Source organism: Halomonas marinisediminis, assembly GCF_004347715.1.
In the GTDB taxonomy this organism is placed as follows: Bacteria; Pseudomonadota; Gammaproteobacteria; order Pseudomonadales; family Halomonadaceae; genus Halomonas; species Halomonas icarae.
In genome coordinates, this window is sequence record NZ_SLTR01000010.1 from 34751 (window position 1) to 49285 (window position 14535).

General features: G+C 66.6%; 11 protein-coding genes. 6 read left to right on the forward strand and 5 right to left on the reverse strand.

The features are described 5' to 3' along the window. Window positions 1-18: 18 nt before the first annotated feature. Together E0702_RS08950 and E0702_RS08955 are read left to right on the forward strand one after the other, a co-directional pair. On the forward strand, window positions 19-2214 hold the full coding sequence (locus E0702_RS08950; protein WP_132042985.1) for an FAD-dependent oxidoreductase: 2196 nt from the start codon (window positions 19-21) through the stop codon (window positions 2212-2214). Further along, complete coding sequence (locus tag E0702_RS08955) at window positions 2207-3046, forward strand: sterol desaturase family protein (protein WP_132042987.1); 840 nt, start codon at window positions 2207-2209, stop codon at window positions 3044-3046. The genes E0702_RS08950 and E0702_RS08955 overlap by 8 nt, the downstream gene beginning before the upstream one ends. Here E0702_RS08955 and E0702_RS08960 read toward each other — a convergent pair. Genes E0702_RS08960 through E0702_RS08975 form a run of 4 tightly spaced genes read right to left on the reverse strand, consistent with a single transcriptional unit; the run spans window position 3033 to window position 7759 of the window. After that, window positions 3033-3662, reverse strand: a complete 630-nt coding sequence (locus tag E0702_RS08960; RefSeq protein ID WP_132042989.1) for an ATP-binding cassette domain-containing protein — start codon at window positions 3660-3662, stop codon at window positions 3033-3035. The genes E0702_RS08955 and E0702_RS08960 overlap by 14 nt on opposite strands. A gap of 2 nt (window positions 3663-3664) precedes the next feature. After that, window positions 3665-5344, reverse strand: a complete 1680-nt coding sequence (locus E0702_RS08965; protein ID WP_202597196.1) for an ABC transporter permease — start codon at window positions 5342-5344, stop codon at window positions 3665-3667. 37 nt (window positions 5345-5381) lie between these two features. Then, window positions 5382-6653 (reverse strand): ABC transporter substrate-binding protein, encoded by a 1272-nt coding sequence (locus E0702_RS08970; RefSeq protein WP_132042991.1) that lies wholly within the window; start codon window positions 6651-6653, stop codon window positions 5382-5384. Window positions 6654-6655: 2 nt separating this feature from the next. Beyond that, window positions 6656-7759 carry a phosphotransferase family protein gene (locus tag E0702_RS08975; RefSeq protein ID WP_132042993.1) on the reverse strand — a complete coding sequence of 368 codons (1104 nt, stop codon included), beginning with the start codon at window positions 7757-7759 and terminating at the stop codon, window positions 6656-6658. Between the two features lie 217 nt (window positions 7760-7976). On the opposite strand from E0702_RS08975, the gene E0702_RS08980 reads away from it, so the two are divergent. Next, window positions 7977-8684, forward strand: coding sequence for a hypothetical protein (locus tag E0702_RS08980; RefSeq protein ID WP_132042994.1), 708 nt, complete (start codon window positions 7977-7979; stop codon window positions 8682-8684). Between the two features lie 90 nt (window positions 8685-8774). On the opposite strand, the gene E0702_RS08985 is transcribed toward E0702_RS08980, so the two are convergent. Further along, window positions 8775-10808 (reverse strand): sensor domain-containing diguanylate cyclase, encoded by a 2034-nt coding sequence (locus tag E0702_RS08985; protein WP_132042996.1) that lies wholly within the window; start codon window positions 10806-10808, stop codon window positions 8775-8777. 246 nt (window positions 10809-11054) lie between these two features. Here E0702_RS08985 and E0702_RS08990 point away from each other — a divergent pair, with 246 nt between their 5' ends. The 3 genes from E0702_RS08990 (at window position 11055) to E0702_RS09000 (ending at window position 14381) form a co-directional block, all read left to right on the forward strand. After that, a complete protein-coding gene (locus E0702_RS08990) occupies window positions 11055-12533 on the forward strand; it encodes an NfeD family protein (protein WP_132042998.1) in 1479 nt (492 codons plus the stop codon). A gap of 58 nt (window positions 12534-12591) precedes the next feature. Next, a complete protein-coding gene (locus E0702_RS08995; protein WP_132043000.1) occupies window positions 12592-13398 on the forward strand; it encodes a slipin family protein in 807 nt (268 codons plus the stop codon). 104 nt (window positions 13399-13502) lie between these two features. Further along, window positions 13503-14381, forward strand: a complete 879-nt coding sequence (locus E0702_RS09000; protein WP_132043127.1) for a DMT family transporter — start codon at window positions 13503-13505, stop codon at window positions 14379-14381. Window positions 14382-14535 lie beyond the last annotated feature (154 nt).

A 14535-nucleotide genomic window follows, 5' to 3' on the forward strand; every position in this document is an offset into this window, starting at 1 on the left:
CAGGCCCGAGGAGGCCCGATGCGTTCACGTCGACTGCTGTTGCTCGCGCTGATCGTCGTCCTGGTGGTGGCGTTCTTTCTCTCCGGCGCCAATGATTACCTGACCCTGGAGGTACTGCAGGCCGAGCAGGCGCGCTTTCATGCCTGGCTGTCGCGAGAGCCGGTAACGGTGATCGGTGGCTTCTTCCTTCTCTATGTCGCGATGGCGGCGCTCTCCCTGCCGGGGGCGGCCCTGATGACGGTGCTCAGCGGTACCCTGTTCGGCCTGGGCTGGGGGCTGCTGCTGGTCTCCTTTGCCAGTACCATCGGGGCGACCCTGGCGGCCCTGATCGCGCGCACCCTGCTGCGCGCACCACTGGAGCGGCGCTATGCCCACCAGCTGGAGCGCATCAATGCCGGTATTCGACGCGAGGGTGCCCTCTACCTCTTTACCCTGCGCTTGATTCCGCTGTTTCCCTTCTTCGTGATCAACCTGGTGGTGGGCCTGACGCGCATGCGGCTGACCACCTTCTACTGGGTCAGTCAGCTGGGCATGCTGCCGGGCACCGTGGTGTTCGTGAATGCCGGCAGTGAGCTGGCCGACCTGGAGTCACTGGGCGATATCCTGTCACCCTCGTTGCTGCTCTCCTTCGTGCTGATCGGACTCTTTCCCTGGCTTGCCAGGGGCATGGTGGCGCTGGTTCGGCGCCGTGCCCTGGTCCATCGCTACGGGCGTCCGTGCAGGTTCGACCGTGACATCGTGGTGATCGGCGCGGGCGCGGCGGGGCTGGTGGCCAGTTACATCGGCGCCGCCGTGCGCGCTCGAGTGACCCTGGTGGAGCGGGAGCGGATGGGGGGCGATTGCCTCAATACCGGCTGCGTGCCCTCCAAGGCGCTGATTCGCGCGGCACGCTCGGTCCGGGAGATAAGGCGAGCGGCGCGCTATGGCGTCCGGGTAGCGGAACCCAGCGTGGATTTTGCGGCGGTGATGACCCATGTTCGGGGCGCCATCGAGAGCATCGAGCCCCACGACAGTCCCGAGCGTTATCGTGGCCTGGGTGTGGATGTGCTCGAGGGCGATGCGCGGCTGACGAGCCCCTGGGAAGTCAGGGTGGAGACGCCCGAGGGGGAGCGTACCCTGACCACACGACATGTGATCATCGCCAGTGGTGCGCGACCGCGGGTGCCCGAGCTGCCCGGCATCGAGACGGTGAAGGTGCTGACATCCGATAATCTGTGGCAGCTCGATACGCTGCCCGAGCGCCTGGTGGTGCTGGGGGGGGGGCCGATTGGCTGTGAGCTGGGGCAGAGTCTTGCCATGCTGGGCAGCCGGGTGACTCTGGTGGAGTCTGCCGATCAGCTCCTGCCCCGCGAGGATGCCGAGGTGGCCAGGGAACTTGAGGCCGCCATGGAGGAGGAGGGGGTGCAGCTGCTGCTGGGGCACCGGGCGCTGCGCCTCGTCGCCGACGGCGAGAGTCATGCCCTCGAGGTGGCCGATACTGATGGCAACATCTCACGTCAGCCTCTAACCCATCTGCTGGTGGCCGTGGGCCGCGAAGCCAATGTGAGCGGCATGGGCCTCGAGGCGCTGGGAGTCGATACCCGGCAGAACGGCACCCTGGAGGTGGACGAGACGCTGCGTAGCGTGCTGCCGAATGTCTGGGCCTGTGGCGATGTGGTGGGGCCCTACCAGCTGACGCATGCCGGTGCCCATCAGGCCTGGCACGCCAGCGTCAATGCCCTGTTCGGAGAGGTCAGGCGCTTTCGGGTCAGCTACCAGGCGTTGCCGGCGGTCACCTTTACCTCACCGGAGATCGCGCGGGTCGGGCTCAATGAGCGCGAGGCTAGCGCCAGGAGCCTCGATGTCGAGGTAACCCGCTATTCGCTGGGTGAGCTGGATCGCGCCCTGGCCGAAGATGAGGCCCGGGGGTTCGTCAAGGTGCTGACTCGCCCCGGTAGCGACCGCATCCTGGGGGCTACCATCGTCGGTGCCGAGGCCGGAGAGATGCTGGCGACCTTCACCCTGGCGATGACCCGCGGGATCGGCCTCAACCGTCTGCTCTCCACCATCCACCCGTACCCCACCCGCAGTGAAGCGGTGAAGGCCACCGCCGGGGTGTGGAAGCATGCCCATAAACCGGAGCGCCTGCTGGGGTGGCTGGCGCGCTACTTTGCCTGGCGGCGCGGAGAACGCGAACCGGTCAATGGTCGATGCAAGGAGTCGCTTGATGCCTGAGGGCCTGCTGCAACATGAGCCCTGGCTGCGGTTGGTGGCCTTCGCCGGCGTGCTGCTGGCGATGGCCAGCTGGGAGCTGGTGGCCTCGCGTCGCCAGCAGCGAGTGTCCCGGCGGCGTCGCTGGCCCGCCAACCTGCTGATCGTGGTGGTCGACACCCTGGCGCTGCGTCTGGTCTTTCCGTTGGCGGCGGTGGGCGTGGCGCTGGCCATCGCGCCCCATGGCTGGGGGGTGATGCCCTGGCTGGGGGTGCCCTGGTGGCTGTCGGTGCCGCTCTGTGTGCTGGCCCTGGATGTCGTCATCTATTTCCAGCATCGCCTCTTCCACGCCGTACCCTGGCTATGGCGATTGCACCGGATGCACCACGCCGATCCGGAGATCGATGTCACCACGGGTCTACGCTTTCACCCTCTGGAGATCCTGATCTCGATGCTGCTCAAGGTCGTGGTGGTGCTGGCGCTGGGGGCGCCGGCGGTGGCGGTGCTGCTCTTCGAGGTGATCCTCAACGCCAGCTCGCTGTTCAACCATGCCAATGTGCGCCTATCGCTGCGGCTCGACCGTTGGCTGCGCTGGCTGGTGGTGACGCCTGACATGCATCGGGTTCACCACTCCTGGCGTCAACATGAGACCGACAGCAACTTCAGCTTCAACCTCTCCTGGTGGGACCGCCTGTTCGGTACCTATCGCGCTCAGCCTGAGGAGGGGCACCTAGGCATGACGATCGGCCTCGAAGTCTTCCGGGACCCCCGCGAACTGCGCCTGGGCCATATGCTTACCCAACCCTTCCGCCGGCCGAAGCCACAGCCGGAGGGCAAGCCAGTCAGCCGAGAGTGATCACCGGCCCGCCGGCGTTCTCGGCATCCTCGTGGTCGTGGGTCACCAACAGGCTGGGTAGGCCGGCGCGTCGCAGCCGGTCGAAGACCAGCTGGCGCACCTCGTGACGCAGCTGGCGGTCGAGCCTCGAGAAGGGCTCGTCGAGCAGCGCCGCGGCCGGCTCGGAGAGCAGCAGGCGCAGCAGCGCGATGCGCGCCTGCTGGCCACCGGAGAGGGTGGCCGGGTCACGGGGGCCGAAGCCCGCGAGGCCCACCTCCTCCAGAGCCTGCTCGATGCGAGCGGTCCTGTGTTTTACTCCACGGGGCATGCCGAAGCGCAGGTTGCCAGCCACCGTGAGATGAGGAAACAGCAGGGGGTCCTGGAACAGCAGGCCGATGCCGCGGGTCTCGGCGGGCAGGGCGGTGATCTCGCGCGCCCCCAGCCATACCCGCCCCCGAGCCTCGAAGGCGGGATCGAGGAATCCGGCGATCATGGCCAGCAGCGTCGACTTGCCGGCGCCCGAGGGGCCCATCACGGTCAGCACCTCGCCGGGGCCGATGACGGCATCGATCTCCATCAGCGTCCGCCCCCCCAGGGCGAGCCGCACTTCGTCGAGGATCAGGGTGTGGGATGTCATCTTCAAGGTGCTCCTTGCATGCCACGACGGTTTGACCACAGCAGCCGGGGCAGGCCCATGGCGATGATGAAACCCAGCAGCGGCAGTGCGGCCTGAACCAGTGCCCAGACGCCGATCACGCGACGGTTGCCGCCGCTGGCCAGGGATACCGCCTCGGTGGTGACGGTGGCAATGCGTCCGGCACCCAGCAGCAGGGTGGGCAGATACTGCCCGATGCTGACCGCCATGCCCACCGCGGCGGCGGTCAGCAGTGACGCCAGCAGCATGGGCAGTCTCACCCGCCAGAAGATGGCGTTGGGGGAGTGGCCCAGGGTCAGGGCGAGCCGCGTCCAGCGCGGATCGAAGCAGCGATAGCTCTCGGCCATCGACAGGAAGGTATATGGCAACACGAACAGCAGGTGCGCAAGGATCACCAGGGCCAGCCGGGCGCGGATTCCCAGGGTCTCCATCAGCACCACCAGGCCAAACAGGAAGGCGATCTGGGGCACGATCAGCGGCAGATAGAGCAGGCTCAGGCCGGCGATGCGCCGGCCGCTACGTTGTTCACTCTCCAGTGTCGCCAGGGTCAGCAGCATGGCGAGCAGGGTGGCGCTTGCCGCGATGATCAGGGTATTGGTCACGGGGCCGCCCAGCAAGGGAAGCGCGGTCTGCCAGTGCCCCAGGGTCAATGTGGTCGGCAGGGTCTCGGGAAAGCGCCAGAAGCCGGCGACGGAGTAGAGCGCCAGGCCACCTAGCCCCAGCCCGGCGGTGAGCGTGGTGATGACCAGAAAACCGCGGCCGGTGAGGCTTAGCCAGTGCTCGCCGCCGCGTCGCCGGCCGTTCACCACCCAGCCTCGGCCCAGTCGCCTTGCCAGGCACTCCAGTCCCCACCAGACAAGCAGAGCCGTAAGCGTGACCCCCAGTTGAAGCACGGCGCCGGCCGAGGCCAGGAAGCGTTTCTCCAGGTCGGGGTCGTGGAACCACTCGAGAATCGAGACGGCCAGTGTCGGTGGCAGGGTCGGCCCCAGGATCATCGCGACATCCACCACGGAGCTGGCGAAGGCGATCACCGCGTAGACCGGCAGGCGAATTAGCGGGTAGAGCGCCGGGGCGACTCCCTTTAGCCAGGCGATGGTGGGCCGATAGCCCAGTGAGCGGGCCAGGGCCACTCGTCTTGGGGCGTCGAGCTGGGGGAGAGCCGCCAGGCTCATCAGCATCAGGAAGGGGATCTCCTTGATGACCAGGCCGGCCATCAGGCCGAGGCCCCAGGGATCCTGAACGATCAGCAGGTCCGGCGGCCGCTCCCAGCCGGTCAGCCCCGGCGAGAACAGCCGCGCCAGCAGCCCCGAGGGAGCGACCAGGAACGCCAGGCCGAAGGCCGCCGCGGCATGGGGCAGCGCCAGCAGCGGTGACACCGCGCGGTGCAGCCAGCGGTCGAGCCGGGTGTCGGCGGCCGCGGCCAGGAACAGCAGCACCGCGGCCAGTGATAGGGCGGTGGTGATCAGGCCGCTGGCCAGGCTGATGCTCACCGAGCGTGCCAGCCCCGGCTGGTCCAGCAACTCGCGCCAGGGGGCCAGGCTGAACGTCTCGCCGCCCAGTGCGGGCAGATGGCCGAAAGCCGGTAGCAGCACCATCGCCACCCCGGCCAGGATGGGCCCGGCCAGCAAGGCGAGCACCACCGTTGGCATCAGGCGCAGCAGCATGGCGTCCGCTGCCTCCCGAATTCCTGTGTGGGTTGCCTCACTGTGCGACGTAACGCGCTTGCCACGCCTCCTGCAGGGCCGTCATCCAGCTGGGGTGGGGCTCGGGCAGGGTCCTCGACAGGGCCTCGGGGGGGAGCATGGCGGGACTGTCCGCATCGATGGTGAACCGTCGGCGGGTGGCGTCGTCCAGGTGGGCCACGTCGAGCACCGTGCGATCGCCCCAGACGGCGAGATCCTGCTTGTGGGCCTGGGCCTCGGGAGAAAGCAGGAAGTCGGCAAGCACCAGGGCACCCGCCTTGTTTGGCGAGTTGAAGGGAATCGCCACGAAGTGGACGTTCCCCAGGGTGCCGTCGTTGAGCACATAGCTGCGGGTGCTGGCGGGCAGTTCGAAGTCGGCGACCGCGGCGGCCGGTTCCGAGGGGTAGAAGGTAAACGCCAGGGAGAGTTCGCCGGCCCCCATCAGGCTGCGCAGTTCCGGCCCCGAGTTGGGGAACTGTCGCCCGCCCCGCCACAGATGCGGGTGCAGGGCATCCAGGTAGTCCCATAGCGGGGCGGTAATCGTGGCGAAGTCGCTCTCCTCCACCGGCGCATAGAGGGGCTGGCGATCGTCGGCCAGGGCGATCAGCGCCTGCTTGAGAAAGGTGCTGCCGGTGAAGTCGGGAATGCGTGGGTAGCTGAAGCGCCCGGGGTTGGCGCGGCTCCAGTCGAGCAGCGCCTCGATGCTGCCAGGGGGATTCTCCACCTCCTGGCTGTCTCCGCGGAGCTCGTCGCTATCCCCGCGAAGCTCATGGCTGTCATAGTAAAAGGTGATCTGCGCCTTGCCCCAGGGTGACTCGAAGCCCTCGGTGGGCAGGGTGAAGTCGGTGATCACCTCGGGGTTGTCGGCAGGGCGCGTCAGGGCGAAGTTGGGCAGCGCCTCGGTGAAGGGGCCATACAGCAGCTCGTGCTCGCGCATGGCGGCGAAATTCTCGCCGTTGAGCCAGATCAGATCGATGCTGCCATCGCCCAGATTGTTCGCCGCCTTCTCCGCGATGACCCGTGAGACTGCGGTGCTGGTGTCATCCAGCTTGACGTGCACGACCTCGACGCCGTGGTCCTCGGCCATCCGCTCGGCGACCCAGGCGATATAGCCATTGGTGCGTGTGTCGCCGCCCCAGGCGTTCCAGTAGACCGTCTGGCCACGAGCCTGCTCGCGCACGGCCTGCCAGTCATCGAGATTGGGGCTGGCCGCCAGCGGTGTGGCCGACGCCAGGCCGAGAGAAACGCAGGTCAGCGCGGTGGTCAGGCGGGCGGGGCGATATTGGAGCATGGTCAGGCATCCTGTTCCAGAGCGTGCGAGAGGGCAGTGGACAGCGCGTCGAACTCGCGCCGGACATGGTCGATGACGGCGGGGGAGAGGTAGTGGTTGACCCTGTCGCGCACATGGGCGATCAGCGCGTCATCGCTGAGCTCGGCAGACCAGTCCTCGCCGCGGGCCCCGGCGTCTCGGGTGCGATCATGACTGGCACGCCATTTGGCGCACCAGGTCAGCGACCATAGCCACATGGCACGGCGGCAGGTGAGCAGGGTATCGAGCTCGCCGATGCCGGTACGGCTCATCCAGCGGTGGTGGAAGTCGGCCAGTTCGCCGATGCCGAGCACGGCATGGCTGTTGGGGTCCCAGGTGGTGGAGGTATAGAGGCTGGCGTGGGCCAGGTCGAAGCCGGGGAGCCCGTAGCGGCACTTCTCCAGGTCGACCAGCACGGCGCGACCCTCGGCATTGATCAGGAAGTTGCCCGGGTGCGCGTCGAAGCTGATCAGCCGGGGTCTCGACGCCTCGCCGCGTTCAAGTTCACTCGGCAGGGAGCCCAGCTCCTCTCGCACCATCGTCACCACCTCGGCAGACAGTCCGGCCTGGTCGAGGAACTCGGCCTGGGTCGTCACCTCGTCGCGCATGGCGGCCCAGGGATCGGCCGGTGCCAGCAGCGGGGCACGTGCTTCGGCGGGCGGCAACGGCAGCCCATGCAGGGCGGCGAGTGCCTCGGCGATCGCCGGCAGGTCGTCGGGCAGTCGAGCCGGCCGCCCGTGTACGGCATCCACCAGCAGGCCGCCTCGAGGCAGCGTTGTCGATGGGGTGAGCACGCCCTGCAGGGATGGCGTGTGGCCGGAGGGGCCGGCGCGTTCGAAGCAGGCGGCCTGATAGTCCAGGTTGGCGCCTGCCGCAAGGCCCAGCTGGCTCTGCTTGGGGAGCCGTGCCACCCAGTCGTCGCCGTCACGAATGAGCCAGACGTGGTGATGGGCCAGCCCGGTATCGGCCATCGGTCGCAGCTCACGTATCGCCTCCCGATAGCCCTGCCTGACCAGCGCCTCGGCCAGGCATTCTCTCTGTGCGTCCCGTGTCTCGGTGGGTCTCGCTTCGCTCGTGGTCCCTGTCATGGGCCTCCTCGCTGGAATGATATCGATCTGTCAGGAGTGTCGTGGCGAAGCAGAGATCCTTACAGCCTTTAGCCGTAAGGTTCGCCGGGTCGGCTCCTACCAAGACGTATCGCCTAAGGGTGGCGGTCCCCATGGCGACGAACGTCATCGGGAGAGTATCAATATCCCTTGTCCCTGTGGGCAATGACCCTGTGGGCAACCATCGAGGAGAAGCACCATGTCACACGATAACGACAAGAGACACCGGCTGCTGGGTCGCCTGGGTCGGCAGCTGGCCTGCACGGCCCCCGTGCTGGTGCTGGCGGCGGCGGGCGTCTCACTGCAGGCCACCATGGAGAATGAGAGCAGCGACTCTGGCCCGAGCACTCTCTCACTGTTCCTCTCCAGCGCCCATGCCGAGGCCCAGGGTGAGGTGGAGGGCGAGGCGCAAGCGGAAGCAGAGGCAGAGGCGCAATCTGAGGGGGAGGCCGAAGGAGAGGCAGAGGGTGAAGGAGAAGGTGAGGCAGAGGGTGAAGCCGAAGCTGCTAAAGCCGATAGCAGGGAGGCCGTTAAACGGCCGGAAGGCTATACGCCAGTTTACAGCGAGGATGGCGCCAACGATGCCAGCCTGCTGGCCCAGGGTGAGGCGCTCTACTACGACGACTCCCTGAGCAGCAACGGCCTGGCCTGTGCCAGTTGTCATGGCAGCGATGGCGAGGATGTCGGTTATCAGGCTACCTTCGAGCAGCCCTTCCCCCATCGAGTGGCCATGGCCGATAGCCGGTTCGGCATGCCCGAGGTTCACGCCGACGAGATGGTGCAGGTCTGCATGGTCGCCCCCATGGAGGCCGAGCCGCTGGGTTGGGGGAGCGAAGCGTTGACCTCGCTTGCGGCCTATATGGTCGAGGTGCAGCGCCGCTTCGCCGGCGAGTCTCACGATCTGTGATCCCCTCCGCTGGCGGCTCTCTCCTGGCACCGGACAGCCGGCTGGATCTTGGGCGCAATCCCTGTTGCTGGGTCCGAGATTCAGTACCGGCTAGCCGGTGCCAGACTGGGGCACCTCCTCGTCGGTAATGACGCGATTGCGACCGCTCTGCTTGGCGCGATAGCTGGCGGCATCGGCCCGGGCGAGCACGGCATCGATGTTTCTGTCGCCCGGTTGGAAGCAGGAAATGCCGATACTGGCGGTGACCTGCCAACGATGCTCCTGGTGTTCGATCGAGAGAGAGGCGATTCGCTCCCGCAACACCTCGGCGAGGGTCAATGCCTGGTCGAGGCGGCAGCCCGTCAGCAGCACGGCGAATTCGTCGCCACCCTGGCGTGCCGCATGATCGCTGTTGCGTGCCACGCCTCGCATCGTTTCGGCGACGCGTTGCAGCATGCGGTCCCCCAGGGCGTGACCGCCCTGATCATTGATCGGCTTGAAGTGGTCGAGATCGAAGAGCAGTACCGCCGTTTGATCACCAGTCTTCTGCCAATCCACCAGTGCCTCTTCCAGCCGGCGTGTCAGACCGCGTCGGTTGAGGAGTCGGGTCAACGGGTCGTGCTCCGCCTCCCAGCGGCGTAGCGCGTCATCGCGGCGATGCTGGGTAATATCGCGAACGACTCCGGCGACGCCGATAAACTCTCCCTCCACCTGTATCGTACTTGTGTGAATATCCAGCCAGCGCTGCCTGCCCTCGTGATCCACGAAACGGAACTGGCGCATGAAGTCCTGCTGTTCGGCAAGGCTCTGTCGCCAGGCCTCTCGCACCGGGTCGCGCTCCTCGGGATGGATGCGGTCGGCCCAGCTCTCAAGCGTCTGCGGCACGGAAGAGCCGAGGGTCTCGTGGAGTGCCTCATTGAGGAAGGTCAGCCGACCCTGAGGGTCGGTAACGAACATGCCCTGAGGAGAGGCCGCCAGCGTGGCATTTAGCATGGCACTGCGACGGGTAAGGTCCTGCAAGCTAGCCATGCGGGCCTGCTCGGTCTCGTTGAGGGTATCGATAACCCGACGCAGCTCCGGCATTCGGGTGGGGATCTCGAGCCGGTGGCGTTGTCCGTCGCGAAGCTCAAGAACCTGCCTGGCCAGCCGGGTCAGCGGGCGCAGTGCCAGCCAGATCAGGAGGCCGACCATCGGCAGCACCATCAATAGCGCCCACCAGGCCAGCTGCGTGATCCGACGCATGCCGGCAACCAAGGGCGCCTCGGCCTGAACCTTGGGGAGATGCACGCCGACGATCCAGTCCGCCGGCCAGACCTGACGGTAAGCCACCAGCGCAGGCTCACCGCTGATGGTGGTCTCCTCGGCCTCCCCCTGCCAGCCATGGAGGGCCCGGTCGAGTGCCGGGGGGAGGGTGTCGGGCAACTCGACGATAGCCTGGCGTTGCTTGGGATGATAGAGGCGCTGGCCGGCTGCGGTAGTGATGGTGACATGCCCGCGTTCGCCAAGGCGCAGGCTCTCGAAGCCCTTGAAGAGCCGACTCTGGTCGATATTGACTAACCCACCCAGGAAGCCTGTGTAGCGCCCCTCGGCATCATGCAGCGGCACCAGCATCATCACCATGGGCTGGTCGCTGATTCGGCTCACGAAGGGAGCGCTGACGTGGGGCTGCTGGAAGGCGTGCATGAAGCGCGCATAGTCCCGGTCGGGGAAGCGGGCCCCCACTATTCCATTGCGGGTGGGCCAGGCATCCGTGATCCGACTCTCTAAGTCGAACAGTGCCAGGGCCTCGAAGTAGGGTACCAGGGCATGGACCTGGGGCGTGGCGAGGGCGCGATCGGTCGGCTCGGGGATATGCTGGGCGAGGCGTTCCAGGGCCTGCAGGCGCTCGCTGACCTGGTGGACGATGGAGTTGCGTATCAGCTCGGCCTCATAACGCAGATGCTGACGGTTGGTCTCATCCACCAGCAATTGACCCGCTTGCCAGCCGTATGTCAACAGTGTCACGCAGAGCACCGCCCACAGTGTACCTGCGCCGAGCAGCAGGCGGCCGCGCAACGTGAGTAGCGGAGATGTCAGGGGGTGGCTCAGCCAGCCAAGGCGTCGAGTCCTGTAACCTCGTCCGTCGCCGTAAGGGGTAGTGGTCATGGACGAGTATGCTGCCAGCGAGCGGGGCTTGGCGCCAGTTACCGCGTTGAAATAGCTTGTCGAGTTCGGGGGCGTTGCTGCTGCAGGTGCCTGGGGAGCGGACTGAAGGGGCAAGGCGATGGCGACGATCAGGGCTCGGGTGCTCGGCGCATGCAGTAGGGTGTCCTGCTATGCTTGATATCGGTAGATGTTGAATTATTTCGCTGTGGCGCATCTCGAGGCATCAGCCCTCCGCAGGAGGTTTCCATGCAAGCGTGGCGAGTGTCGCCCTCTCGGCATCCGGCGATGATTTTCAGCCTCGCCTGCCTGGCCCTTGGGATGTTGCTGCTGCTCGGCCAGGCCGCCGTGAAGGCCCAGCAGGGCGAGCGCACTGCGATGGTGATGCGCCTGGAGGGTGCCATCGGGCCGGCCACCAGCGATTACTTTCGACGCGGCCTGGTGCGTGCCGCCGAGGCCGATGCCGAGCTGGTCGTGGTGGAGATGGATACCCCCGGGGGGCTCGATGCCGCCATGCGCGACATGATCCGCGCCATGCTCACCTCCGAGGTGCCGGTGGCCTTCTACGTCACGCCGGCGGGGGCTCGGGCGGCCAGTGCCGGTACCTATCTGCTCTATGCCAGCCACGTCGCTGCCATGGCGCCGGCCACTCATCTGGGCTCGGCGACGCCGGTGCAGTTAGGCGGGGGCGGGCTACCGGGCCTGGGTGAGCCTGAACCCGAATCGAACGGCTCCGCCGACACCGCGGAACGCGACGGCGATGCGGCTGAGACCACGCCTGACGAGGGCGAGTCGATGCCAGGCGAGACCGCACAGGGGGCGCCGGACAAGCGTCGCGGCGAGACGGCGATGGAGCGCAAGGTGCTGGAGGATGCCGTCTCCTATATCCGCTCGCTGGCCGAGCGCCACGACCGCAACGCCGACTGGGCCGAGCAGGCGGTGCGCGAGGCGGTCAATCTTACCGCCCGGGAGGCGCTTGAGCAGAATGTCATCGACGTGGTGGCTCGAAACCTCGATGACCTGCTCGGCCAGCTCGACGGTCGCACGGTGGTGATGAATAACGGGGAGCGCACCCTTGCCACCGCGGACCTGGTCGTCGAACGCTTCGATCCGGATTGGCGCACCGAGCTGCTGACCGTGATCACCAACCCCAATGTCGCCTACTTCCTGATGATCATTGGCTTCTATGGCCTGATCTTCGAACTCTCCAACCCCGGCAGCCTGGTGCCGGGCACCATCGGTATCATCTGCCTGCTGCTGGCGCTGTTCGCCTTCCAGGTGCTGCCGGTGAACTACGCCGGCCTGGCGCTGATCCTGGTGGGAATGGGGCTGATCGTGGGCGAAGCACTGATGCCCAGTTTCGGCATTCTCGGCTTCGGCGGCATCGTCGCCTTCGTGATCGGATCGGTGATACTGATGGACGCGGACACTCTGAACATCTCGCTGCCGATGATCGGTGGCATCGCGCTGCTCGCGGCAGGCCTGATGCTATGGGTCGTGACTCGCTTCCTCGGCCTGCGGCGTCGTCCGCCGCGTACCGGCCATGAGGAGCTGGTCGGCAGCGAGGCGCTGGTCCTCGAGAACTTCACCGGCCAGGGCCACGTACGCCTGATGGGTGAACGCTGGCGGGCACGCAGTCCCACGCCGCTCGCCCGCGGGCAGTCGGTCCGCGTCACCGCGGTTGACGGGCTGACCCTGGAGGTCGAACCGCTGGCCTCATTGCCCTGAGGCTTGTCCGGCACGGTCGATGATCCGCATCGTCCGGCCCAACCAAGGAGCCGACACCATGCTGCTTTCCTATCTCGTCCCGGTCGTTCTGCTTATCATGCTGCTGGCGGCCTCGATTCGCATCCTGCCCGAGTACAAACGCGGCGTGGTGTTCTTCCTGGGACGCTTCCAGGCGGTCAAGGGGCCTGGGCTGATCATCATCATTCCGGGCATCCAGAAGATGCAGGTGGTCGATCTGCGGGTGGTCACCATGGATGTGCCCGAACAGGATGTGATCTCCCGGGACAACGTCACCGTAAAGGTCAACGCCGTGCTCTATTTTCGTGTAGTGGACCCCGAGAGGGCGATCATCCAGGTCGAGAACTACACCCTCGCCACCAGCCAGCTGGCCCAGACCACCCTGCGCTCGGTGCTTGGCAAGCACGACCTCGACGAGATGCTCTCCGAGCGCGACAAGCTCAACGATGATATTCAGGAGATCATCGACACCTCTGCCGAAAGCTGGGGCATCAAGGTGGCCAACGTGGAGATCAAGCATGTCGATCTCGACGAGAGCATGATCCGCGCCATTGCCCGCCAGGCCGAAGCCGAGCGGGAGCGTCGCGCCAAGGTGATTCACGCCGAGGGCGAGCTGCAGGCCTCGCGCAAGCTGGTGCAGGCCGCCAACGTCATGGCCGAGAACTCGGCGGCGCTACAGCTGCGCTATCTGCAGACCATGAGCGACATGAGCAACAAGAACGCCTCCACCATCGTCTTCCCGCTGCCCATGGATATCATGGAGGCCTTCAAGCATATGCAGGCGTCAGCGACGGCTCGGGAGGGCGCCTCCGGTCGGGCATCCGACGGCAACGGTGATTCCGCCTGACCCCGTGCCACGGCCGGCTGGCCGTGGCATGCTGAGGCGCCCGTATTGTCCATGAGGTTGCCTTGACACTATCCCATCTGAATCGCCGCCAGCAGGGGCTGTTGATGACCGGTGGCGGGGTCCTGTTGATTTCCCCCGATGCGCTGCTGATCAAGCTGATCGGCCTGCCGGACGCCGAGATCCTGGTGTGGCGGGGACTACTTACCGCCCTCGGTTTTCTCGCCATTGTGCTCGCTCGCCACGGACGGGGAGCGGCGGCGGCCTATCGGCGATGTGGCTGGACCGGTATCGGCGTGGCACTGCTGTTCAGCCTCTCCACATTCGGCTTCGTGTTGGGCAACCAGTACACCCGTGCCGGCAACGTGCTGATGATCCTCGCCGGGGCACCGCTGATCGCCGCACTGCTCTCCCGCGTCTTTCTCCATGAGCGCCTGCCGCGGCGTACCTGGCTGGCTATCCTGGCCTGCCTGGTAGGTATTGCCCTGATCGCCCTGGACGACGCGGGTGTCGGCTCCTGGCGCGGCAACGCCTTTGCGCTGCTTGCCGCCACGGCGATGGCGGCCAACTTTACCCTCTGCCGGACGCGCCAGGATGTCGACATGAGCCCCATGCTGACCCTGGCGGGAGTGATCGTGGCGGCCACCGCGGTGCTCTACGGCGTCTCAGGCCCGGGCATCACGCTGCCCGCCGGCACGACCCTGGCGTGGCTGCTGGTGCTCTGCCTTGGGCTGCTGCCTCTGGGTTTCACCCTGCTCCAGCGTGGCCCGCTCTACCTGCCCGCCGCCGAGGTGGGGCTGCTGATGCTGCTGGAGGTCGTGGTCGGCACGCTCTGGGTATGGTGGCTGCTCGGCGAGCGCCCGTCGCCGGCGGCGTTTGCCGGTGGCTCCCTGGTACTCGGTAGCCTGCTGCTCAAGGGGCTGGTCGATCGACGGGTCGAGCGGCGCCAGCGCACTCGGGATGCAGTGCAACATGGGCTCTGCTAGAATCCGCGCCCTGTCTCACGCAAACACTGGACCTTACACAAGCACTGGACCTTCGTCTGATGATGCTCCAGCACAATCTGATGCGTCCGGCAGGGCTGGCTTCGCCGCCCTAGCTCACTCCCTTCCCCCTGCGTGATTCCCGGGCGCTCCGGTG